At 72.9% G+C, this 21,842-nt stretch carries 21 protein-coding genes and 1 riboswitch; of the genes, 12 read left to right on the forward strand and 9 right to left on the reverse strand.

Features of this window, described 5'->3' with window-relative positions; all coding sequences use genetic code 11:
• Nucleotides 1–5: 5 nt before the first annotated feature.
• The 5 genes from FYX01_RS16660 to FYX01_RS16680 all read left to right on the forward strand — a co-directional run bounded on the left by FYX01_RS16660 (nucleotide 6) and on the right by FYX01_RS16680 (nucleotide 4,455).
• On the forward strand, nucleotides 6–1,199 hold the full coding sequence (locus tag FYX01_RS16660; RefSeq protein ID WP_150242709.1) for a glycosyltransferase family 4 protein: 1,194 nt from the start codon (nucleotides 6–8) through the stop codon (nucleotides 1,197–1,199).
• Between the two features lie 88 nt (nucleotides 1,200–1,287).
• Nucleotides 1,288–1,812 carry a hypothetical protein gene (locus FYX01_RS16665; protein ID WP_223830504.1) on the forward strand — a complete coding sequence of 175 codons (525 nt, stop codon included), beginning with the start codon at nucleotides 1,288–1,290 and terminating at the stop codon, nucleotides 1,810–1,812.
• A gap of 240 nt (nucleotides 1,813–2,052) precedes the next feature.
• Nucleotides 2,053–2,964, forward strand: coding sequence for a pyridoxal 5'-phosphate synthase lyase subunit PdxS (gene pdxS, locus FYX01_RS16670; RefSeq protein ID WP_150242390.1), 912 nt, complete (start codon nucleotides 2,053–2,055; stop codon nucleotides 2,962–2,964).
• Nucleotides 2,965–3,100: 136 nt separating this feature from the next.
• Nucleotides 3,101–3,709 (forward strand): pyridoxal 5'-phosphate synthase glutaminase subunit PdxT, encoded by a 609-nt coding sequence (pdxT, locus tag FYX01_RS16675; RefSeq protein ID WP_150242393.1) that lies wholly within the window; start codon nucleotides 3,101–3,103, stop codon nucleotides 3,707–3,709.
• Nucleotides 3,706–4,455: a YebC/PmpR family DNA-binding transcriptional regulator gene (locus FYX01_RS16680; RefSeq protein ID WP_150242395.1), complete on the forward strand. Its 750-nt coding sequence runs from the start codon at nucleotides 3,706–3,708 to the stop codon at nucleotides 4,453–4,455. Before pdxT ends, FYX01_RS16680 begins: the two co-directional genes overlap by 4 nt.
• 97 nt (nucleotides 4,456–4,552) lie before the next feature.
• On the opposite strand, the gene FYX01_RS16685 is transcribed toward FYX01_RS16680, so the two are convergent.
• The 5 genes from FYX01_RS16685 to FYX01_RS16705 form a co-directional block, all read right to left on the reverse strand.
• Nucleotides 4,553–4,978, reverse strand: coding sequence for a PPOX class F420-dependent oxidoreductase (locus FYX01_RS16685; RefSeq protein ID WP_150242397.1), 426 nt, complete (start codon nucleotides 4,976–4,978; stop codon nucleotides 4,553–4,555).
• A gap of 52 nt (nucleotides 4,979–5,030) precedes the next feature.
• Nucleotides 5,031–6,482 (reverse strand): adenylosuccinate synthetase, encoded by a 1,452-nt coding sequence (locus tag FYX01_RS16690; protein ID WP_150242400.1) that lies wholly within the window; start codon nucleotides 6,480–6,482, stop codon nucleotides 5,031–5,033.
• Nucleotides 6,479–7,468: a hypothetical protein gene (locus FYX01_RS16695; protein WP_150242402.1), complete on the reverse strand. Its 990-nt coding sequence runs from the start codon at nucleotides 7,466–7,468 to the stop codon at nucleotides 6,479–6,481. Before FYX01_RS16695 ends, FYX01_RS16690 begins: the two co-directional genes overlap by 4 nt.
• 75 nt (nucleotides 7,469–7,543) lie before the next feature.
• The gene (locus FYX01_RS16700; RefSeq protein ID WP_150242404.1) at nucleotides 7,544–8,641 is read right to left on the reverse strand and encodes a molecular chaperone DnaJ; all 1,098 of its coding nucleotides are present in this window, start codon (nucleotides 8,639–8,641) and stop codon (nucleotides 7,544–7,546) included.
• Complete coding sequence (locus FYX01_RS16705; protein ID WP_150242406.1) at nucleotides 8,638–9,459, reverse strand: NUDIX hydrolase; 822 nt, start codon at nucleotides 9,457–9,459, stop codon at nucleotides 8,638–8,640. The genes FYX01_RS16700 and FYX01_RS16705 overlap by 4 nt, the downstream gene beginning before the upstream one ends.
• Before the next feature lie 308 nt (nucleotides 9,460–9,767).
• Between FYX01_RS16705 and ruvC the strand changes: the two genes are divergently transcribed.
• The 6 genes from ruvC to FYX01_RS16735 all read left to right on the forward strand — a co-directional run bounded on the left by ruvC (nucleotide 9,768) and on the right by FYX01_RS16735 (nucleotide 16,412).
• The gene (gene ruvC / locus FYX01_RS16710; protein WP_150242713.1) at nucleotides 9,768–10,316 is read left to right on the forward strand and encodes a crossover junction endodeoxyribonuclease RuvC; all 549 of its coding nucleotides are present in this window, start codon (nucleotides 9,768–9,770) and stop codon (nucleotides 10,314–10,316) included.
• 50 nt (nucleotides 10,317–10,366) lie between these two features.
• Nucleotides 10,367–10,987, forward strand: coding sequence for a Holliday junction branch migration protein RuvA (gene ruvA / locus FYX01_RS16715; protein ID WP_150242408.1), 621 nt, complete (start codon nucleotides 10,367–10,369; stop codon nucleotides 10,985–10,987).
• A 108-nt stretch (nucleotides 10,988–11,095) separates the two neighbouring features.
• Nucleotides 11,096–12,142: a Holliday junction branch migration DNA helicase RuvB gene (ruvB, locus tag FYX01_RS16720; protein WP_190394368.1), complete on the forward strand. Its 1,047-nt coding sequence runs from the start codon at nucleotides 11,096–11,098 to the stop codon at nucleotides 12,140–12,142.
• A 323-nt stretch (nucleotides 12,143–12,465) separates the two neighbouring features.
• Nucleotides 12,466–12,831, forward strand: a complete 366-nt coding sequence (yajC, locus tag FYX01_RS16725; protein ID WP_394350477.1) for a preprotein translocase subunit YajC — start codon at nucleotides 12,466–12,468, stop codon at nucleotides 12,829–12,831.
• Between the two features lie 253 nt (nucleotides 12,832–13,084).
• On the forward strand, nucleotides 13,085–13,639 hold the full coding sequence (locus FYX01_RS16730; RefSeq protein WP_150242414.1) for an adenine phosphoribosyltransferase: 555 nt from the start codon (nucleotides 13,085–13,087) through the stop codon (nucleotides 13,637–13,639).
• Nucleotides 13,640–14,234: 595 nt separating this feature from the next.
• The gene (locus tag FYX01_RS16735; protein WP_150242416.1) at nucleotides 14,235–16,412 is read left to right on the forward strand and encodes a RelA/SpoT family protein; all 2,178 of its coding nucleotides are present in this window, start codon (nucleotides 14,235–14,237) and stop codon (nucleotides 16,410–16,412) included.
• A gap of 51 nt (nucleotides 16,413–16,463) precedes the next feature.
• Here FYX01_RS16735 and FYX01_RS16740 read toward each other — a convergent pair whose 3' ends face one another.
• The 4 genes from FYX01_RS16740 to FYX01_RS16755 form a co-directional block, all read right to left on the reverse strand.
• The gene (locus tag FYX01_RS16740) at nucleotides 16,464–16,931 is read right to left on the reverse strand and encodes a nitroreductase/quinone reductase family protein (protein WP_150242418.1); all 468 of its coding nucleotides are present in this window, start codon (nucleotides 16,929–16,931) and stop codon (nucleotides 16,464–16,466) included.
• Nucleotides 16,932–17,046: 115 nt separating this feature from the next.
• Complete coding sequence (locus FYX01_RS16745) at nucleotides 17,047–18,237, reverse strand: acyl-CoA dehydrogenase family protein (protein WP_150242421.1); 1,191 nt, start codon at nucleotides 18,235–18,237, stop codon at nucleotides 17,047–17,049.
• 94 nt (nucleotides 18,238–18,331) lie between these two features.
• Nucleotides 18,332–19,621, reverse strand: a complete 1,290-nt coding sequence (locus FYX01_RS16750) for a CaiB/BaiF CoA transferase family protein (protein ID WP_150242423.1) — start codon at nucleotides 19,619–19,621, stop codon at nucleotides 18,332–18,334.
• 7 nt (nucleotides 19,622–19,628) lie between these two features.
• Nucleotides 19,629–20,012 (reverse strand): DUF3870 domain-containing protein, encoded by a 384-nt coding sequence (locus tag FYX01_RS16755; RefSeq protein WP_073702780.1) that lies wholly within the window; start codon nucleotides 20,010–20,012, stop codon nucleotides 19,629–19,631.
• Nucleotides 20,013–20,226: 214 nt separating this feature from the next.
• Nucleotides 20,227–20,341: riboswitch (SAM riboswitch) on the forward strand.
• A 59-nt stretch (nucleotides 20,342–20,400) separates the two neighbouring features.
• Here FYX01_RS16755 and FYX01_RS16760 point away from each other — a divergent pair.
• Nucleotides 20,401–21,756, forward strand: a complete 1,356-nt coding sequence (locus tag FYX01_RS16760; protein WP_150242425.1) for an aminotransferase class V-fold PLP-dependent enzyme — start codon at nucleotides 20,401–20,403, stop codon at nucleotides 21,754–21,756.
• The last annotated feature ends 86 nt before the right edge of the window (nucleotides 21,757–21,842 follow it).

A 21,842-nucleotide genomic window follows, 5' to 3' on the forward strand; every position in this document is an offset into this window, starting at 1 on the left:
TGGTCATGCGTGTCGGTCTGGTCTGCCCCTACGCCTGGGACGTCCCCGGCGGGGTACAGCAGCACGTCGGAGACCTCGCCGAGGCACTCATCGGCATGGGCCACGAGGTGTCGGTCCTGGCGCCGGTGGGCGACGCCCAGGGGGGCCGCCTGCCCGAATACCTGGTTCCCGCCGGGAAGCCGGTCCCCGTGCCCTACAACGGTTCGGTGGCCCGGCTCAGCTTCGGACCCCGGATCGCCTCGCGGGTGCGTCGGTGGATCGCCGAGGGCGGCTTTGACGTCCTGCACATCCACGAGCCCTCCTCGCCGAGCGTCTCGCTGCTGGCGTGCTGGGCGGCCGACGGGCCGCTGGTGGCCACCTTCCACACCTCCAACCCGCGCTCGCGGGCGATGGCGGTCAGCTCCCCGGCGCTGCGCTCGGCGATGGAGAAGATCAACGGGCGCATCGCGGTGTCCGAGGCGGCCCGGCGCACCCTGGTCGAGCACCTCGGCGGGGACGCCGTACTCATCCCCAACGGGGTGGCGGTGCGCAGGTTCGCCCGGGCCGAGCCGCTGCCCGGATGGCCGGGCGAGGGCGGTTCGATCGGCTTCCTGGGCCGCCTGGACGAACCCCGCAAGGGCCTGGGCGTCCTGCTGGAGGCCTTCACGCTGATGGCGCCCGCACGCCCGTCCCTGCGCCTGTTGGTGGCCGGCCCCGGAGATCCCTCGACGGCCATGGCCGTCGTCCCCGAGCACCTGCGCGAACGCGTCGTGCTCCTGGGCCGCCTGGACGACGCCGACAAGGTGCGCGCCTACCATTCCGCCGACGTGTTCTGCGCGCCCAACCTGGGCGGGGAGAGCTTCGGCATCGTCCTGACCGAGGCGATGGCGGCCGGCGCGTCCATCGTGGCCAGCGACATCCCGGCCTTCTCCGCGGTCCTGGACGGCGGTGCCGCCGGGGAGCTGTTCACCGTGGGCGACCCCGTCCACATGGCCGAACGCGCCGGGGCACTGCTGGACGCTCCCGAGCGGCGCGCCGAGCTGTCCGTGGCCGCGCGCCGGGCGGTACACGCCTACGACTGGGACACGGTCGCCGCCGACGTCGCCCACGTGTACCAGACCGTCCTGATGTGGGACGGGGCCGGACACGGCCGCCCCGAGGGGGTGCGCCTGGACACCGGTCCCCGCGCCACCGCACTGCTGCACCGGGGGACACCGTGACCACCACCGCCCACCTGCCCGGACGCGTGCGCGTCCCGCCCGAGCGGGGTGAACGGCCCTGATCGAGGACGTCCTCTTCGCCATCGCGGTGGTCGGGACCCTCCTGGCGCTGGCGCTGTTCGGGTTCTACCTGTCGTGGCGGGTGACCCGCCTGCACCGCCTGCACCACCGGGTCGACACCGCCCGCGCCGGTCTGGAGGCCGCCCTGCTCCGGCGCCGCACCGCCGCGCTCGACCTGGCCGCCGCCGGCACCGGTGCGTTCGACGAGCTGTCCGAGGCGGCCGAGGCCGCGCACGAGGCGGGGGAGGGCCAGCGCGACCTGGCCGAGAGCACGCTCTCCCGAGCGCTGCGCACCTCCCTGGAATCCCACGGCGCCACCGAGCGTTGGGAGTTGCTGCGGCCTCAGCTGGCGGAGGTGGAGGCGGCGGCCAAGGGCGTCCACATGGCCCGCACGTTCTACAACGGTGCCGTCTCCGACACACACCGCGCCCGCCGCTCCAGACTCGTGCGGGCGTTCCGGTTGGCGGGCACGGCGCCGCTGCCGGACTTCTTCGAGATCGACGACCAGCCGCCGCGCATACCGGTCCTGCCCGTCGGGCCCGACATCCCGTAGGGGGAGGGCCCCGCAAACACCCATCTGGCCCAAACCTCCGAAAGGGGGTGGAAGTAGGATGGGAGGCTGGTCGACCAGGGTGCGCGGCGCCGACGGTGTCCGCGTACCGCCGCGTGAGGCCGCCGACTCCGCTGCCCGCGACCGCGGCGCCGCCCGCAGGGCCCGGCACGGCCGGGAGGAAGCGGCGCCGTCCGGGAACCGCAGCCCTTCAGCAGAACAACACAACGGGAGTCCACAACCGTGGCCAACAACGCATCGAACACCTCCGACAACGCCGTCGGTACCGAGCGTGTCAAGCGCGGCATGGCCGAGCAGCTCAAGAACGGCGTCATCATGGACGTCGTCACGCCCGAGCAGGCCAAGATCGCCGAGGACGCCGGTGCCGTCGCGGTCATGGCCCTGGAGCGCGTCCCGGCCGACATCCGCAAGGACGGCGGCGTCGCCCGCATGTCCGACCCCGACATGATCGACGGCATCGTCGGGGCCGTGTCCATCCCCGTCATGGCCAAGGTCCGCATCGGCCACTTCGTCGAGGCACAGGTCCTGGAGTCGCTCGGCGTCGACTTCATCGACGAGTCCGAGGTCCTCACACCCGCCGACGAGGCCTACCACATCGACAAGTGGGCGTTCACCGTCCCCTTCGTGTGCGGTGCGACGAACCTGGGCGAGGCGCTGCGCCGCATCGCCGAGGGCGCGGCCATGATCCGCTCCAAGGGTGAGGCCGGGACCGGGAACGTCGTCGAGGCCACACGCCACATGCGGTCCATCCGCTCCGAGATCAAGCGCCTGGGCACGCTGGACGAGGCCGAGCTGTTCGGCGCCGCCAAGGAGCTGCGCGCCCCGTTCGAGGTCGTCAAGGAGGTCGCGACACTGGGCAAGCTCCCGGTCCCGCTGTTCTCCGCGGGAGGCGTGGCCACCCCGGCCGACGCCGCGCTCATGCGCCAGCTCGGCGCCGAGAGCGTGTTCGTGGGCTCGGGCATCTTCAAGTCCGGCGACCCGGCCGGGCGCGCCGACGCCATCGTGCAGGCCACCCTGCACTACGAGGACCCCGCCGTGATCGCGCGCGTGTCCCGCGGGCTGGGCGACGCCATGGTCGGCATCAACCTGGACGACCTGTCCGACGCCCAGCGCTACGCCGGTCGCGGCTGGTAGCCGACACCCTCGGCGCGCCCGCGCGCACCGGGACGGCGCGTCCGCCGGCGCCGACCGGCGGACGCTCTCGGGGGCGGGGCCGCGCGGGTCCCGCCCCCGCCCAGCCAGTACGCGAGCCAAACGAGTGAGGCCGTTCTTGACCGCAAGACCCACCATCGGTGTCCTCGCCCTGCAGGGTGACGTCGCCGAGCATCTGCGCGTCCTCGACGCCCTGGACGCGCACACCGTCAAGGTGCTCTCCCCCGACCAGCTCGACACCCTGGACGGACTGGTCGTCCCCGGCGGGGAGTCCACCACCATGTCCAAGCTGGCCGTCCGGTACGGCCTGCTGGAGCCGCTGCGCAAGCGGATCGCGGCGGGGATGCCCGCCTACGGCACGTGCGCCGGGATGATCATGCTCGCCGACCGGCTCCTGGGCGGGACCGCCGACCAGCAGACCGTCGGCGGGATCGACATGTCGGTGCGCCGCAACGCGTTCGGGCGCCAGACCGAGTCGTTCGAGGCTGCCGTGCGCATCGACGGCCTGGAGGGCGACCCCTTCGACGCGGTGTTCATCCGCGCCCCCTGGGTGGAGTCGGTGGGGCCCGGGGTCACCGTGCTCGGCGAAGTCCCCGGCCCGGACGAGGCCGGTAGGATCGTCGCCGTACGGCAGGGCGGCCTGATGGCCACGTCCTTCCATCCCGAACTGACCGGCGACACGCGCATCCACCGCCTCTTCGTCGACGTTGTGAAAGGACATTCATGAGCGGCCACTCGAAGTGGGCCACCACGAAGCACAAGAAAGCCGTCATCGATGCCAAGCGCGGCAAGCTCTTCGCCAAGCTGATCAAGAACATCGAGGTGGCAGCGCGTACCGGTGGTGGGGATCCCGAAGGCAACCCGACGCTCTACGACGCCATCCAGAAGGCGCGCAAGAACTCGGTTCCCGCCGACAACATCGAGCGCGCCCGCAAGCGCGGCTCCGGTGAGGAGGCCGGCGGAGCCGAGTGGCAGACCATCATGTACGAGGGCTACGCTCCCGGCGGCGTGGCCCTGCTGGTGGAGTGCCTGACCGACAACCGCAACCGCGCCGCCTCCGAGGTGCGGGTGGCCGTGACCCGCAACGGCGGAAACATGGCCGACGCCGGCTCGGTGTCCTACCTGTTCAACCGCAAGGGCGTCGTGATCGTGCCCAAGGAGGGCATCACCGAGGACGACGTGACCCTGGCGGTGCTGGAGGCCGGCGCCGAGGACGTCGAGGACCTGGGCGAGTCCTTCGAGATCGTGTGCGAGGCCACCGACCTGGTGCAGGTGCGCACCGCGCTCCAGGAGGCGGGGATCGAGTACGACTCCGCCGAGTCCAGCTTCCTGCCGACCATGGAGATCCCGGTCGACGCCGACGCCGCCAAGAAGGTCCTGCGGGTGGTGGACGTGCTGGAGGACTCCGACGACGTGCAGAACGTCTACACCAACGCCGACATCCCCGACGAGGTTATGGCCGAGATCGGCTGATCCCCGTATCCGACGCCTGTGGCCGCGCCCCCTTCCGGGGCCGCGGCCACAGGCGTTCGCGGCGGGGAGGCCGCCCGCACGTCGGTCCGGGCGGCGGTCAGTCGGTCATGTCGAAGGCGGCGATCACCTTGGTCGGGCGTACCCGCACCACGAGCTCGCCGGGAATGCCGTTGCGCCGACCGAACTCCTCGGCCTGCTCCGGGCCCACGTAGCGGCGGGCGATCGCGGTCGCGGTGCGCACCAGCTCGTCGGTGTCCTCGGAGACGCGGGCCTCGCCCTGCACCTGGACGAAGGCGTAGGGAGGCTCGGGCAGGTCGGCGGTGAGCGCCACGCGCGGGTCGCGGGCGATCGAGCGGCCCTTCGCGGTCTCCTTGCCGGTGTTGAGGACGATCTCGTCGTCCTCGACGGTGAACCACACCGGCGCCGCCAGCGGCCGCCCGTCCGAGGCGGTGTAGGCGAGCATGCCGGTGCGGGTGCCCTGGAGCAGGAAGTCGCGGACCCGGGGATCGGAGATGGAAGCCACAGGTTCACGTTAGTGCGAGGCGGAGGCTTCCTCCAGCGGGACACGGCGGTCCTCAGGACACCGCGGTCCGCACGGGCGGGTCCGCGCGTCCGTGCGGCGTCCACGCGCGCGGCGGTTGTCGTGCGCTGACACGGGCGTCGGCGCGGGTCGGTCCGCCGAACACCGCCTCCAGCGGCAGCCCCAGCGCCTCGCCGACCGCCTCGGCGGGGGAGGCGGGCATCGCCGACAGCACGGGCCGGGCCGCCAGCAGGGCCCGGGCGAGCCGCTCCTGACGTGCGAGGTGGGAGGCGCCGTCCACGGCGGTACCCGGGCGGGTGGGGGCCGGGGCCTCGGCGGGGGACGGCTCCAGGGGCGACCCGTCCGGGGCGGTGTAGCCCGCGCACCAGCGCAGCCTCCCGCCCGCCCGGACGGACGAGTCGGTGTGCGTGACCACCAGGGAGTCCACTCCGCCGGTGGCCGCGACCGCGTACCGGTGGGCCACCGCGTCGAAGTGCCCCACCCGGAACGCCCCCTGCCAGGGGTGCGTGCCGTTGTGCGGCTCGGCCAGCACCGCGCCCAGCGCCGGGTCCTCGGCCACCAGCGGACCCGCGCCGTGCCGGGTGGTGTAGGTGCGCACCACCCCGATCCTGCGGGCGTCGCCGGGCCGACCGGCCTCGGCCAGGAGTGTGAGCGGGTTCGCGGTGGTCGTCGTGGACCAGGTCGTGTAGGGGTGGAAGCCGTGCCACTCGTCCAGCAGCACACCCTGCGCGCCCTCGAACACCACGGGGGAACGGGCGAGCAGCCGGGGCAGGTACCCCTCGTCCACCAGCCGCACCCCTCGGGTGAAGGCGAGGTAGGCCTCCACGCACTCCTCGACGTCGGGGTCCGCGGGGCCGCTCACGGGTCCGCTCCCTCCCGGCGGCCCCGACGACCCGGTCCCGGTGCGGGTGAGCTGTCGGCGTACGGCGTCCAGGTGGTCGGCCAGGCGGCGCAGCTTGCGGCGCAGCCGCGCCGGGTGCGCACAGTCGCCGACGGTCGGAGCGTCCTCCGGGCGGGCCAGGGCATAGGCCATGGCCTCGCCCACCCCCATCCCGCAGGAACCGTGCCGTCCGCCTCCGCGCGCACGCTCCCGCGCCTGGTTGGCGGCGCGGTGCCACGGTGTGCTGATCAGCGCCCGCCGGTCCACGGTGACCAGCGAGAACGGGTCGGGGACGCCGAGCGCGGCCAGGTGCCCGGCCTCGGCGGCCAGGGCGAGGGGGTCCACCACCACGAACCGCGACAGGTGCGTGGGCACGGGGCCGTCGGGAGCCAGCGTGCCCGCGCCGAACTGCGCGAACGTGTGGTGGCGGCCGTCGGGGGCCACCACGTTGTGCGCCGCCTGGGCGCCCCCGTTGGCGCGCACGACGGCGCCGAAGCGCCGCCGCGCGCACAGCAGGTCGACCGTCACGCCCTTGCCCGCGTCACCGAAGCCCAGGTCGACGACGGCGGCGTGCCCGTCGGCCCACGGTGGGGGAGCGGCGGTCACAGCCGGCTCACCCCGCCGCCGTCCTCGCCCGCCCCGCCCGGGGTCTCGGCGACGACCACGGAGCCGCGCGTGCGCGACAGCGGCCGCAGCGCCTTGCCGACCGCCGCGCCCGCTCCGGAGCCCGCCTCGGCGAGGTCCGCCAGCCCCTCCTCCAGGTCGATGGCCTCCTCGGCCAACCCGACGGTGACCGCGATGGTCTCCGACACGGCGTCGAGGTCGTCCAGGTAGATGACGTTCTGGCCCAGGTGCGTGTCCCAGAAGCCGCGGACCTCCGGGTTGTGGAAGTGCCCGCTGCCGGTCGGCATGACGAAGTACACCTCGAAGCTGCGCCGCAGTTCGGCGAGGATCCGCGGGAAGGGGATGTCCTCGGTGAGGTCGTCGCCGATCTCCTCGCGCACCTCCTCGGCCTTGACCGCCCCGTAGGCCATCTCGTCGCCGATGACGAACAGGTGGCCGCGCCGTCCGCGCTTCTCCAGGCAGTCCATGGCGGTGTGCCGGGCCATGAAGTACATGGCCAGCTCGTAGGACTCGGTGACCTGGCCGCCGCCGCCGCCCTCCAGCAGGATGTTGCCCAGGTCGTCCTCCAGTTCGTTGCCGGACTCGAACTGGCCGACCTGGAGCGGGGCCTGGTCGCATGTGGCGTCGCCGATCGCTCCGAACAGGATCTGCGGGTCCTCCACGTAGCCCTTGCGCAGCAGCAGGCCGAACAGGTCCGGCAGTTTGGTCTGGAGCACGCGCGGCACGTCGCGCATGGACCCGGTGACGTCGAACAGCACGGAGATGGCGAGCGAGTTCGGGTGCTCGGCGGAGTCGCGGCTCTCGCGCGTGGTCACCCCCTTGGGGTCAAGGGCCGGGTGCGTCCTCCACGAGCTGCGCGGGGCGGAGGCGAGCACGTCGTCGGTGTAGCCGAAGCTGCTGGAGCCGACGGAGGAGTTGTAGGCCTGTCGTGCGTGGTAGGCGTCGGTGGACCAACTGCTGCTTCCCATGGGATGTCTCCTTCGTGAGGGTGCGGTTTCGTGAGGGTGCGGGGTGGACGGCGGCCGGGTCGTGGCCGGTCGGGGTCAGGGGTGGGCGGCCGGGTCCGGCATGGAGAAGGGGCGGAACCGGCGCGGCCCGTAGAGGCGTTCCAGCACCTCGTCGAGTTCGCGGAGCAGGGCGAGGCCGTCGCGTGGCCGCCGTTCGGGCGCGGGCAGGGTGCAGCCGCGCGCGAAGGCCCTCAGCCGCCGGGGCAGGCGGCCCGCGGTGACGTACTCCACGCACCGGGTCGCCATGTGGACGTCGGTCTGGGGCAGGGCGGGGCGGCGGGCGGCGACCTCGGGCGGATACAGGTCCTCGCGGCCGGGCACCATCGCCGGGACGTGCGGCGCGGTGCCCGGGGCGTGCGCGGTCACCGAGTAGCACCAGTCGACCAGCACCAGGCCGTGCTCGCCCGGATGGATCATCACGTGCTCGGGTACGACCGCGCCGTGCACCACCCCGGCGTGGGCGGCGTTGCCGACCGCGACCAGGAGCCGCCGCCACATCCACGCCGCGTCGCGGGGGTCGACGCCGTCGGGATGGGCGCGGCGCACCTCGTCGAGGGTGTGGAACCCGCGCAGCCGCCCGAGGACGTTGGCGCGCCGTTCCGCGCCGGTCGCGGCGTCGCGGTGCCTGAACGACTCCACCAGGTCGGGGACGAACGACCGGTAGCGCTCGTGCCCCCGCTCGCGGATACGGCGCAGGGCGGACGCCTCGGCCTCCATGAGGTCGTTGTCCCGCGGGGAGCGGGGCAGCTTGAGCACCGCCTCGCGCCACTCCGGTGCCCGGTGGCGCAGCGGATGCAGGTCGGCGACGTGTCCCTTGGCCAGCCGCGGGCCGTCGACCCGGTAGACGCGCGTGCGGGTGGCCAGGGCGGGTCCGGTGAAGCCCGGGCCGCCCGCGGCCATCTCCCGGTACAGGCTCCACAGCCCGGTGAGGCGGGTGAAGGACGCGGCGCCCTTCCCTCGCGGCGCGGTGTCGGGGTGCAGCGCGCGGGCGAGCCGGCGGTACCGGGCGGTCGCGGCCGGGGGTATCGCGCCGTCCTCGGGCAGCGGGCCGAACAGTTCGACGGGGCCCGAGGCCGTGGCGACGTCGCGCTCGGCGTCCTCAAGGGTCGGTGCCCCGTTTCGGCGGTCGGTCATCGGGGGGTTCCTCGCGTGGCTGACTGGGTGCTCCGCAGCAGGGGCGGGTGCAGCAGGGCCGCGCCGCCCGCCCGGTACAGCCGGGCGCGCCGTCCGCCGCCCGCGCCGCCGCGCTCGGCGAGCTCCCCGGTGTCCTCCACGAACCCGGGGGTGGCCAGGATCTTGCGGTGGAAGTTGGCGGCGTGCAGGGGCTGTCCCCACACGGCCTGGTAGACCTCGCGCAGCGCGGTGATGGTGAAGGCGGGGGGCAGGAACGCCGTGGCCAGCGCGGTGTACTCCAGCTTGGAGCGGGCGCGCTCGACGGCGTCGGTGAGGACGCGGCCGTGGTCGAAGGCCAGCTCGCGGCTGGCGTGTGCGCCGTCTCCGTGGCCGAGTTCGCGCCAGGGGACCCAGGCGGCCTCCTCGGTGTCGCGGCCGGTGCGGGGGTCGGGCAGGCCGGGGGCCAGGAGCATGTAGGCGACCGAGAAGACGCGCATGCGCGGGTCCCGGCCCCGGGCGCCGTAGGTGCCCAGCTGTTCCAGGTGCAGCTCGGTGGGCAGGAGGGTCTTCTCCGACAGCACCCGCAGGGCGGCGTCGGGCAGGTCGGGGTCCGCGGGCCCGTCCGGTCCGTCCTGTGCCCGGACGAATCCGCCCGGCAGGGCCCACCAGCCGCGCTGCGGGTGGGCGGCGCGCCGTGTCAGCAGCACGTGCGGGTCTCCCGACCGGATCGTGAGGGCGACGACGTCGACGGTGACCGCGGCCGGCGCGAAGGCATGCGGGTCGTAGTCGGCGAGGAACCGGCCCTCGCCCTCCTCCTGTCGCGGTTCTTCGTCGGTCATGTGCACCGCCTAGTTATTCTCAGAATGAGTTTCTCTCTTGCTGAGTGCAACATAGCACGTCCCTCCGGCGGCGTCCATTCCTTTTCCGGGGCCCGGAGGCGGGGCCGGGCCGTGCGCGTACCGGAGCCCGGGGCGGATACTGTCCTCAGGGGCCGCCCGGGGTGAAAGGCTGGCCCGGGGGCGGATGCCCGGACCCGCACCGGTCGGCGGCCGGCCGCGCGCCGACACGCGGGCGGGTCGACGGCGAGGGTCGGTGCCCACCGCTAGCATGGTGCGAACTGACGTTCGAGAAGATGAGGGTGAAACGCGTGCGCGTGTTGGGGATCGACCCGGGACTGACCCGGTGCGGCATCGGCGCCGTCGAGGGTGCCATCGGCCGACCGCTCACCCTGCTCGGCGCCGACGCCGTCCGCACCAGCTCCGACGCCGACCTGCCCCAGCGGCTCGTCGGCATCGAGCGCGGCATCGAGGAGTGGCTGGACCACTACCGGCCCGACGCCGTCGCGGTCGAGCGCGTCTTCGCCCAGCACAACCTCAGCACCGTCATGGGTACCGCCCAGGCGAGCGGCATCGCGCTGGTCTGCGCCGCCCGCCGCGGCCTGCCCGTGGCCATGCACACCCCCAGCGAGGCCAAGGCCGCCATCACCGGCAACGGCCGTGCCGACAAGGCGCAGGTCGGCACCATGGTGGCGCGTATCCTCGGACTCGACGGACCTCCCAAGCCCGCCGACGCGGCCGACGCCGTCGCCCTGGCCATCTGCCACATCTGGCGCGGCGGGGCCCAGGCCCGTGTCGCCCAGGCCCAGCAGGACTTCGCCCGCAAGGTGGAACTGGCCCGCCGCACCCGCGGCCGGTAGCGCCGCGCCCCCAGGAAGGAGAAGGGCACCGTCCCCGGTGTCCACACGAGATGATCGCGTTCCTCACCGGCCGGGTGGCCGCACGTGGCGCGGGCAGCGCCGTGATCGACGTCGGCGGGGTCGGAATGACCGTGCAGTGCACCCCCTCCGCCCTGTCCCGCCTGCACGTGGGCGAGACCGGCACCGTCGCCACCAGCCTCGTCGTCCGCGAGGAGTCCCTGACCCTGTTCGGGTTCGCCGACGACGACGAGAAGCACCTGTTCGAGCAGGTGCAGACCGCCTCGGGCGTCGGGCCCCGCCTGGCCCTGGCCATGCTCTCCGTGCACAGCCCCTCCAGCCTGCGCCACGCCGTGTCCACCGAGGACACCGCCGCGCTCACCCGCGTGCCCGGCATCGGCAAGAAGGGCGCCCAGCGCATCGTCCTGGAACTGCGCGGCAAGCTCGAAACACCCGTGCTCACCGACGGCACCCTCCCCGGTGCCGACGCGGCCGGCCCCGCGGGCGGGCCCGACGGCGCCTGGCGCGGGCAGGTCGTGTCCGGCCTGGTCAACCTGGGCTGGCCCGCCAAGGACGCCGAGGCCGCGGCCGCCGCCGTGGCCGATGAGGCCGAGGAGACCGAAGACGTCGCCGTCCTGCTGCGCAGCGCGCTGCGCAGGCTCAGCCGCGCCTAGGAGGGACGAGGAACTCCCGTGTACGACTCCCACGAGGAATCCCACCGCGGATTCGCCGCCGAGGAGGCCTCCGCCTACGAGCGCGGAGCGGTCTCACCCGACGCCAGCATGGACGACTACCAGGTCGAGGGCGCGCTGCGCCCCCGCGCGCTGGACGAGTTCGTCGGCCAGGAACGCGTGCGGGAACAGCTGTCCCTGGTGCTGCACAGCGCCCAGCGGCGCAACCGGGCCCCCGACCACATCCTGATGTCCGGCGGCCCGGGCCTGGGCAAGACCACGCTGGCCATGATCATCGCCGCCGAGATCGGCGCCCCGCTGCGCATCTCCTCCGGCCCGGCCATCGAACGCTCCGGCGACCTGGCCGCGGTGCTCTCCAGCCTCCAGGAGGGCGAGGTGCTCTTCCTGGACGAGATCCACCGGATGGCCCGCCCCGCCGAGGAGATGCTCTACGTCGCCATGGAGGACTTCCGGGTCGACGTCATGGTCGGCAAGGGCCCCGGAGCCACCGCCATCCCGCTGGACATCGCCCCGTTCACCCTGGTCGGGGCCACCACACGGGCGGGCATGCTGCCCGCGCCTCTGCGCGACCGCTTCGGGTTCACCGCGCACATGGACTTCTACACACCCGCGGAGCTGGAGCTGATCCTGTACCGCTCGGCCGGTCTGCTCGGCGCGCCCCTGGACGAGGACGCCGCCCGGGAGATCGCCGGGCGCTCGCGCGGCACGCCCCGGATCGCCAACCGGCTGCTGCGCCGGGTGCGCGACTACGCCGAGGTGCGTGGTGACGGCAGGCTGTCGCTGGCCACCGCCCGCGCCGCGCTCGAACTGTACGAGGTGGACAGCCTGGGCCTGGACCGGCTGGACCGGGCCATCCTCGACGTGCTGATGAACCGCTTCCGCGGAGGTCCGGTCGGCCTGTCCACGCTGGCGGTCTCGGTGGGGGAGGAGTCCGAGACCGTGGAGGTCGTCGCCGAGCCCTTCCTCGTCCGGTCCGGCTTCCTGGCCCGCACTCCGCGCGGCCGGGTGGCCACCCCGCAGGCCTGGGCGCACATGGGGCTCACGCCTCCGCCGGACGCGGCCTTCGGCGCGGCGGCCGCCAACGGCAACTCCTCCTCCGCGGGCGGCTCCGGGACCAGCGGCGCGTCGGCTCCCTGACCGGGAGCGCTGACACGGGGCACCGGTGCGGGCACAATGGGTGGTGCGCGCGAGGAGTTCGGGGCCGAACCGTTAACACTCCGATCTCAACCGGTGGGATACCGGTGACCGGCGCCACGTAAGCTGGGACGAACCAGCCGATACGGGGCAACGCTCCGTACGTGTCGTTCGACACCGGCGGAACGAGTCGGTCCTCCAGCGCGTTGTACGTGCCGGGTACGGCTCGGATCGCGACGGTCCGAACCGGCGCGAATAAGGTGGCCGTGGCGGTGTCCGAGCCGACAGCCGTCGGCCACACGACGAAACGTCAGGAAGGACGCCCCGTGCAGGGCCTTTACCACCTCGCAGCCGAAGGAGAGCCCACGGGCGGTCTCCTCGGCATGCTGTTCCCTTTCCTGCTGATCCTTGTGGTGTTCTGGCTGCTGTTCTGGCGCCCGAACCAGAAGCGCCGTCAGCAGGAGACGCAGATGCAGAGCTCCCTGGTCCCCGGTGTCGAGGTGATGACCAAGGCCGGCATCTTCGCCACCCTCGTCGAGATCCACGAGCAGGACGTCGTGCTGGAGATCGCGCCCGGTACCCGCATCCGCATGCTCAAGGCCGGTATCGGTGAGGTCATCACCCCGACCACCGACGACACACCGGTGGAGGACCGCCCCGACTTCGGCGACGACGACAACCCCAAGGGCTGAGCCGCCCGGCCACCGGACGGCGCCCGCGCACGCGCGCGGGTGGCAGAGTCCGCCGCGGGCCGCCACGGCCCGACAGACTTCGGTACCGACCCCCGCTCGGGGGTCGGTACCGCCGTGTCGGGCCCGAACGGGGCTCCAGTGCCCCGGGGCCCGCGACACGGGTGGCCCGCTTCCGGCGCCCTCCGGGTCCGACGGTCCAGGCCCCGCCCGTCAAGCCCCGCCCGACAGCTCTCCAGCAAAGGTCCCACCGCACATGCCCGACGACACCGTGACCGTGGACGACGCTCCGAGTCCGGAGTTCCTCCAGGCCTACATCCGCGACATCCCGGACTTCCCGCACCCCGGCATCCTGTTCAAGGACATCACGCCACTGCTCAACCACCGGGAGGCCTTCGCCGCCGCCGTGAACGGCCTCGCCGCGCCCTTCCGCGGCGCCGGGGTGGACCACGTGGTCGGCCTGGAGGCGCGCGGGTTCATCTTCGGGGCCCCGGTCGCCATGGCGCTGGGCGCCGGTTTCGTTCCCGTGCGCAAAGCCGGGAAACTGCCCGCGAACACCATCGGTCAGGCCTATGATCTGGAGTACGGCACCGCGACCGTCGAGATCCACGCCGACGCCGTCACCCCGGGCAGCCGTGTGCTGATCGTCGACGACGTGCTCGCCACCGGCGGCACCGGCAGAGCCGCGGTGGACCTGATCCGCAGAGCGGGTGGTACGGTCGTGGGATTCTCCGTCCTGATGGAGCTCTCCGCGCTCCGGGGGCACGAGAAGATGCCCGACGTGGAGCTGCACACCCTCCTTTCGGTCTGACCCCGCCAACCCGAGCCACGAGCGGCGCCCCTCCCGCAGGGGAATGCGCGACGGTTCGTCATCGTTGACATACTCCACCACCAGGAGTGACGCTCCTGGTGGCCTGTGTCACACCCGCCGGTCGCGGCGGACGCGGGGAAGGCCCGGACCGTTTCCCCGTACCCGTGGGAACGGTCCCCCTAGACTGGTGGGAGAGGTACCGCGGCGGCCACGTCACGACTGGCCCTGATGACACGCACGTGCACCGGTGGAGCCGGGCGGCGCCGACGGCGCCCGCGCGACCCGGGCGGATCCGCGGGAGGTAGGCATGCCAAGCGAAGTGGTTTCGACCGGGGCGGTAGCGGCGAGCGAAACGCGGCGGAACACCCCCGGAGAGTCGCGGCCGGCCATACCAGGAGGGCACGCTGACGGCACCGGTGCGCCGAACGCCGCCACAAGACCACAGGAGGACCGTCCGGAGGGCGCCGCGAGTGGAGCGGCGCCCTCCGACGTCTCCGGAGCGGGGGCCACGCGGCAGCCGCCCCCCTCCACCACGCCCTCCACGGTGCGAGTACGCAGAAGGCTCGCCCGACTCGGCGCCCAGCGGGGAGTGACGATGAACCCGGTGCTCGAACCACTGATCAAGACGGTGCGTGCCACCCATCCGAAGGTGGACGTACGGCTGATCGAGCGCGCCTACGAGGTCGCCGCCCACCACCACCGCGACCAGAAGCGCAAGAGCGGCGACCCCTACATCACCCATCCGCTCGCCGTCGCCACGATCCTCGCCGAGCTGGGCATGCAGGAGGCCACCCTGGCCGCCGCCCTGCTGCACGACACCGTCGAGGACACCGAGTACTCCCTGGAGGAGCTGCGCGCCGACTTCGGCGACGAGATCACCGAACTGGTCGACGGCGTCACCAAGCTCGACAAGGTCAAGTACGGCGAGGCCACCCAGGCCGAGACCGTCCGCAAGATGGTCGTGGCCATGGCCCGCGACATCCGGGTACTGGTCATCAAGCTGTGCGACCGCCTGCACAACATGCGCACTCTGCGCTACCTGCCATCCCGTGCCAAACGGGAGAAGAAGGCCCGCGAAACCCTGGAGATCTTCGCCCCCCTCGCCCATCGACTGGGCATGAACACCATCAAGTGGGAGTTGGAGGACCTGGCCTTCGCCACCCTCTACCCCAAGCGCTTCGACGAGATCGCCCGTCTGGTGTCCGAGCGCGCCCCGCGCCGCGACGTCTACCTCCAGGAGGTCATCGAGGCGGTGTCGGCCGACCTGCGCGAGTCCAAACTCAAGGCCACCGTGCGCGGGCGCCCCAAGCACTACTACTCGATCTACCAGAAGATGATCGCCCGCAACTGCGGCTTCGACGAGATCTACGACCTCATCGCCGTGCGGGTCCTGGTGGACAGCGTCCGCGACTGCTACGCGGCCCTGGGAACCATCCACGCGCGGTGGAACCCGGTGCCGGGGCGGTTCAAGGACTACATCGCGATGCCCAAGTTCAACATGTACCAGTCGCTGCACACGACGGTCATAGGGCCCTCGGGCAACCCGGTCGAGCTGCAGATCCGGACCCGGGCGATGCACCGGCGCGCCGAGTACGGCATCGCCGCGCACTGGAAGTACAAGGAGGACCGCACCAGCGGAGGCGAGAGCAAGCCCAGGGGCAGCTCCGACATGCAGTGGCTGCGCCAGCTCATCGACTGGCAGCAGGAGACCAAGGACCCGGGCGAGTTCCTGGAGTCGCTGCGCTTCGACCTGTCGGTGCAGGAGGTGTTCGTCTTCACCCCGGGCGGCGACGTCATCTCCCTGCCGCAGGGCGCCACCGCCGTCGACTTCGCGTACGCGGTGCACACCGAGGTCGGCCACCGCACCGTGGGCGCACGTATCAACGGCCGCCTGGTGCCGCTGGAGAACGAGCTGCACAACGGCGAGACGGTGGAGATCCTCACCTCCAAGACGCCCGACGCCGGGCCCAGCCGGGACTGGCTGAACTTCGTCAAGAGCGCCCGTGCCCGCAACAAGATCCGCCACTGGTTCACCAAGGAGCGCCGCGAGGCCGCCATCGACCAGGGCAAGGACGAGATCGCCAAGATCATGCGCAAACAGGAGCTGCCGGTCAAGCGCCTGTTCAGCGGCGAGACGATCATCGCCCTGGCCCGCGACCTGCGCTATCCCGACGTGGACTCCCTGTACGCGGCCGTGGGCGAGCGCCAGGTCAGCGCGCAGCACGTGGTGGGCAAGCTCGTCGACTCGATGGGCGGGCTGGAGAGCCACACCGAGGACATCGCCGAGTCGGCCCTGCCCACCAAGGCGGCGCTCCGCCAGCACCAGTCCGGCAACCCGGGCGTGGTCGTGGAGGGCGACGCCGACGTGTGGGCGCGCCTGTCCAAGTGCTGTACGCCCGTGCCGGGAGACGAGATCGTCGGCTTCGTGACGCGGGGCAACGGGGTGTCCGTGCACCGCAGGGACTGCGTGAACACCGCGACCCTGGACACCGAGCGCATGGTGAAGGTGGACTGGTCGCCCACCGAGGACTCCATGTTCCTGGTGGCGCTGCACGTGGAGGCCCTGGACCGGTCCCGGCTGCTGTCGGACATCACCCGGGTGCTGTCGGACCAGCACGTCAACATCCTGTCCGCCACCGTCCAGACCAGCCGCGACCGGGTGGCGCAGAGCCGCTTCACCTTCGAGATGGCCGACCCCGCCCACCTGGGCAGCGTGCTGCGAGCGGTCCGGGGCGTGGACGGCGTCTACGACGTCTACCGCGTCCGCAACTGACTCCGGGCTCCGGACGTCCTGGGTGCCCGGAGCCCGTGCGGACCCCTCCGGTCAGATGCGGATCGTGGTGGAACGCACGATCTCGAAGACCGGGTGGCGCTCGGCCTCGGCGACGAACGCCTCGTCCGGTGCGTCCGGCGGGGTCTCGAAGTACAGCCCCACCACGGCGGCCCGCGGGTGGTTCAGGTACTCCTTCAACAGCGGGGCGGACTCCTCGGCGCCCAGTTCGCGCACGCTGACCAGTTCGATCCAGCCCCCCTGGCGCAGCGTCGCGAAACCGTCCCCGCGCAGGTTGCGGACCCAGTCGGCCTCCCCGTAGGGGGAGACCAGGAACCGGCCGCGGTCGCTGTCCAGCACACTGAGCGGGATGGTGCGCAGGAAGCCCGTCTTGCGCCCACGCGTGGTGAGCAGGTGCAACTCGGGCAGGCACACCCCGTACTTGACGAAGCCGCTGACGCAGGCGTTGACCGTCCGCCGCAACCGCGTCATCTCGAACCGCTTCGTCGGTTCGTTCCCCATCTCGGCAACTCCCTCGCTCGGATGCTCCCCATTCTGGCGGTTGTGCGCGGCCGACGACACCGGGGAGCGGGGAACGCGCCCGCGCGCCCCCTCGCGGCCTTCCTACCCCGGCCCTCTAGCGGAACGCGGAGACCCCCGTCACGGCCTGGCCGATGCTGAGCGCGTGGATCTCCTCGGTGCCCTCGTAGGTGGCGACCGTCTCCAGGTTCATCATGTGCCGCATCACCGGGTACTCCAGGGTGATGCCGTTGGCGCCGTGCACCGAACGCGCGGCCCCGGCCACCCGCTGGGCGGCGGCCACGCACGAGAACTTGCCGAAGCTCACGTGGTTGTGGTGGCAGTTCCCCTCGTCCTTCAGGCGGCCGATCCGCAGCGCCGTCATGCTGGCGTGGTTGACGTCCACCACCATGTCGGCGAGTTTGCGCTGGGTGAGCTGGAACCCGGCGATGGGCCGGCCGAACTGCTCGCGGCTCAGCGCGTACTCCAGTGCCGCCTCGTAGCAGGCGCGGGCGGCACCGGCCGCGCCCCACACGATGCCGTAGCGGGCCTCGTTCAGGCACGACAGCGGCGAGCCCAGCCCCCGGGACAGGGGCAGCAGCGCGTCGGCGGGCAGCCGCACGTCCTCCAGCACCAGCTCGGAGGTGATGGACGCGCGCAGCGACAGCTTCCTGTGGATGGTGTTGGCCGAGAACCCCGGGGTCCCGGTGGGCACCACGAATCCGCGGACCCCCTCGTCGGTGACGGCCCAGACCACCGCCACGTCGGCCACCGAGCCGTTGGTGATCCACATCTTGGTGCCGTTGAGCACCCAGTCCGACCCGTCCCTGCGGGCGCGGGTGCGCATGGAGCCCGGGTCGGAGCCGGAGTCGGGCTCGGTCAGGCCGAAGCACCCGATCGCCTCACCCGCGGCCATCCTCGGCAGCCACGCGTTCTTCTGCTCCTCGGAGCCGAACTTGTGGAGGGCCGCCATCGCCAGCGAGCCCTGCACCGACACGAAGCTGCGCAGGCCCGAGTCGACGGCCTCCAGCTCACGGCAGGCCAGGCCGTAGGCGACCGCGCTGGATCCGCCGCAGCCGTACCCCTCCAGGTGCATGCCCAGCACGCCGAGGTCGCCGAAGGCCCTGGCCAGCCCGCGCGGGTCGGGCAGGGTGCCCGCGTCGAACCAGTCGGCCACGTTCGGCAGCAGCTCGTGCTCGGCGAAGCCGCGCACGGCGTCGCGGACGTCCCGCTCGGTGTCGGACAGCTCGGCGTCCACGGCCAGGAAGTCGCGCGGGTCCGGGGCGGCGGGCTTGCGGGGGTCGCTCATGGTGGTGTCCCTTCGTGGTGCGTTCGGCCCGTGGGGCCGGCGGTGAGGCGGATTCGGGGTTCTCGTGTCGTGCGGTCGTGCGGACGGTCCCGGTTCAGGGGAGATCGGACTGCTGGACGGCGCCGCGCCCGACCATCCCGTCCACGGTCGCCCCGTCCACGCCCAGCTCGGTGAGGACCTGCCGGGAGTGCTGGCCCAGCAGCGGCGGCGCGGTGAGCGGCGGAGGGCTGTTCTCCAGCCGGAACCCCGCGCGGACCTGTTCGACCAGCCCGGCGGTGGGGTGCTCCACGGAGCGAAGGACGTCGTCGCCGCTGGCGTCGGCGGTGCGCAGCGCGTCCAGCACCCCGCGCACCCGTCCCACCGGTACCCCGGCCTCCACCAGGACCTCCATCCAGTGGTCGGCGGACCGGGTGCGCAGGGTCGCCGACAGCTCCGCGACCAGCTCCTCCCGGTGCGCGACCCGTTCCGGGTTGGTGGCGTAGCGGGGGTCCCCGCCCAGGTCGGGGCGGTCCAGGGCCGCGCACAGCCGCTGGTACAGGGCGTCGTTCCCGGCGGCGACGACGATCTCCGCGTCCGCCGTGGGAAAGGTCTGGTAGGGCACGATCGTGGTGTGCGCGTTGCCGACCCGGGCGGGTTCCGTCCCCGTCACCAGTGCCTGCTGGGTGAGGTTGACCAGTCCGGACAGGGTGGAGTTGATCAGCGACACGCTGACGTTCTCGCCCCTGCCGGTCACGCGGGCCCGCATGAGCGCGCCGAGGACGCCCACGGCCGCGTTCAGCCCGGTGAGCACGTCGGTCAGGGCCACGCCCACCTTGCTCGCCGGCCCCTCGGCCGGTCCGGTGGTGGCCATCAGGCCGCTCTCGGCCTGCACCACGATGTCGAAACCGGGGCGCGTGCTCGGCTCGTGCTCGGGCCCGAACCCGCTCACCGAGCAGTACACGACGGCCGGGTTGCGGGCGCTGACCGCCTCGTAGCCGAGCCCGAGCCGGTCGATCACCCCCGGCCGGAAGTTCTGGATCACCACGTCGGAGGCCGCGCACAGATCCTGTACGGCGGCCAGGCCCTCGGGGTCCTTCAGGTCCACGGCCAGGCTGCGCTTGTTGCGGTTCACCGACAGGAAGTAGGCGGCCTCTCCCGGGCCGCGCCCGCCGGAACCGGGTCCGCCGGGAGAGGCCTCCGGGGCCCCGGCCCACGGCGGCCCCCAGGAGCGGGTGTCGTCACCGCGCCCGGGCTGTTCCACCTTGACGACCTCGGCGCCCATGTCCGCGAGCAGCATGGTGGCGTACGGGCCCGCCAGGACCCGGGACAGGTCGGTGACGCGCACCCCCGCCAGCGGCAGCGGAGCGGGGGAGCCGGGTTCGGACTCGGAACGGGTGTCGGTCACGGGGTGCTCACTCCTCGCCGTCGGGGCCGCCGGGCAGCTGGTCGCCCTCCCGCAGCTGGCCGTAGGTCTCCAGGCACCTGCGCAGGGCGGTGGTCAGCGCGGCACCGGACTGGCCCGCGTACCGCGTCTGTACCCGGCGCACGAGCTCGGCGATGTCCTCGGTCACCGAGGAGCCCTCGACCAGGGCGCGGAAGAAGTCCTTGGCCAGGTCGGTGAGCAGTGTGGTGTCCGCGGCGACGATGCGGCCGTCCGCGGTGTCCACGGCGAGGACGACGCCGAGGCGCTGGTACTGGGAATGGCTCGCCACGGAGTCGGGAAGACGGGCGTAGCCGGAGACCAGGACGACCCTGGGATTACGGAAGACCTGCTGAATACGGTCGTTGCCCTGCAACATGCACACCTCTCGCTCGCGGGCACGCGAAAACTCCAACGCTCTGGAGTCTCGCGCCTGGAGGGCGGCCGGGGAGAACCGGACACCCGCGGCGTGAGGGCAGGCAGTGACAAGTATGTCCCCACCGCGTTCGCGGCTGTCAAGCGGGGCGGTGGTTCGGGCCACACGTCCTCGCACCGTCCACCGAGGGACGGCTGTGTTAACCTGCGTCGCAGGTCACGAGTGCCAGCGCCAAGCCCCGGCTCGCTGGCCGGCAACCCTCCTTCCGCGGTGGGGTGCCCCGGGTGAGGACCAGGTCCCGACACGACCGTGTCGGACAAGCGCGGACCCCGAGGCGTCGCCGTGACGGCACCCCCGTGGGTCCCACGACCCACAGGCGAGGTGCCCCATGACCACCGTCAGTTCCATCCACACCGCCCGTTCCGCCCGTTCGGCGCGTTCGTCCGACACCGACCGGTGCACGGTCGTCGCCTCCGAGGAGGGCGTCCCCCTGGCCACCGGTGAGCGGGTCGAGTACGCCAACTTCGACTACGCGGCCAGCGCCCCCTGCCTGACCCCGGCGGCCGAGGCCCTGTCCGAGGCGCTGCCCCACTACGCCAGCGTGCACCGCGGCGCGGGCCACCACTCCCAGGTCAGCACCGACGCCTACGAGCGCGCACGCCGCAGCGTGGCCCGCTTCGTGGGCACCCGCTCCCGGCCCGCGGACGCCGTGGTGTTCGTGCGCGGAACCACCGACGCCCTCAACCTGCTGGCCCGCTCGGTGCCCGAGGGCTGCACGGTGGTCGTGTTCGCGTCCGAGCACCACGCCGGCCTGCTGCCCTGGAAGCACCCCGCCGCCCGCGCCGGCCGCGTGGTGTGCCTGCCGCTGCCCGCCACCCCCGAGGCCGCGGTGGAGGCCGCCCGCGCCGCGCTGCGCGAGGCACCCGAGGGACCCCGACTGCTGTGCGTGACCGCCGCCTCCAACGTCACGGGTGAGATCTGGCCGGTGGAGGAGCTGGTGGAGGCGGCGCACGCCGAGGGCGCACGCGTGGTCGTGGACGCCGCCCAGTACGTGCCCCACCTGCCCTTCAGCCTGGAGGAGTCCGGCGCCGACTACGTCGCCCTGTCCGCCCACAAGCTCTACGCCCCCTTCGGCTCCGGTGCGCTGGCCGGACGCGCCGACTGGCTGCGCGAGGCCGCCCCCTACCTGTCCGGGGGCGGCGCCACCCGGCTGGTCACCGAGCACGAGGTGGTGTGGAACGACCTGCCCGCGCGGCACGAGGCGGGCAGCCCCAACGTGCTGGGCGCCGTGGCGCTGGCCGCCGCCTGCGACACCCTCACCCCCGACACGCAGGGGCTGCTGCACATCCGCGAGTCGGTGCTGCTGGAGCGGTTGCGCGCGGGGCTGGCCGGGACCGACGGTGTCACCGAGCTGGCCCTGTGGGGCGAGGAGCACCCCCGGGTGGGCATCGTGTCGTTCACCGTGGACGGCCTGCCCGCCGACCTGCTGGCCGCCGTCCTGTCCGCCGAGTACGGGATCGGCGTGCGCGACGGGCTGTTCTGCGCGCACCCGCTCACCCGCCACCTGCTGCCCCAGGGCCACGACCAGGCGGTGCGGGCGAGCCTGGGCGTGGGCACCACACGGGAGCACGTGGACCGGCTCGTCGGCGCGGTCGCCGACCTGGTCGCACGCGGGCCGCGCTGGGAGTACGCCGACTGCGACGGTCGCCTGGCCCCGGTGCCCGGTCCCGACCGGGTGCTCTGACAAGCTGTTGCGATCCGGGGGAGGGGGTCCACCCCGCCGGGCCCCCTGCGGCGGGGTGGACCCCCTTGGGTACAGCTGGCTGTAGT

The organism is Nocardiopsis quinghaiensis, from assembly GCF_008638365.1.
GTDB lineage: Bacteria > Actinomycetota > Actinomycetes > Streptosporangiales > Streptosporangiaceae > Nocardiopsis > Nocardiopsis quinghaiensis.

Coding starts and splice junctions, on each gene's coding strand:
- FYX01_RS16660 (WP_150242709.1), top strand. CDS start 6: ATGCGTGTCGGTCTGGTCTGCCCCTACGCCTGGGACGTCCCCGGCGGG.
- FYX01_RS16680 (WP_150242395.1), top strand. CDS start 3,706: ATGAGCGGCCACTCGAAGTGGGCCACCACGAAGCACAAGAAAGCCGTC.
- FYX01_RS16695 (WP_150242402.1), bottom strand. CDS start 7,468: ATGGGAAGCAGCAGTTGGTCCACCGACGCCTACCACGCACGACAGGCC.
- FYX01_RS16700 (WP_150242404.1), bottom strand. CDS start 8,641: ATGACCGACCGCCGAAACGGGGCACCGACCCTTGAGGACGCCGAGCGC.
- FYX01_RS16705 (WP_150242406.1), bottom strand. CDS start 9,459: ATGACCGACGAAGAACCGCGACAGGAGGAGGGCGAGGGCCGGTTCCTC.
- ruvA (WP_150242408.1), top strand. CDS start 10,367: ATGATCGCGTTCCTCACCGGCCGGGTGGCCGCACGTGGCGCGGGCAGC.
- ruvB (WP_190394368.1), top strand. CDS start 11,096: ATGGACGACTACCAGGTCGAGGGCGCGCTGCGCCCCCGCGCGCTGGAC.
- FYX01_RS16730 (WP_150242414.1), top strand. CDS start 13,085: ATGCCCGACGACACCGTGACCGTGGACGACGCTCCGAGTCCGGAGTTC.
- FYX01_RS16735 (WP_150242416.1), top strand. CDS start 14,235: ATGAACCCGGTGCTCGAACCACTGATCAAGACGGTGCGTGCCACCCAT.
- FYX01_RS16740 (WP_150242418.1), bottom strand. CDS start 16,931: ATGGGGAACGAACCGACGAAGCGGTTCGAGATGACGCGGTTGCGGCGG.
- FYX01_RS16745 (WP_150242421.1), bottom strand. CDS start 18,237: ATGAGCGACCCCCGCAAGCCCGCCGCCCCGGACCCGCGCGACTTCCTG.
- FYX01_RS16760 (WP_150242425.1), top strand. CDS start 20,401: ATGACCACCGTCAGTTCCATCCACACCGCCCGTTCCGCCCGTTCGGCG.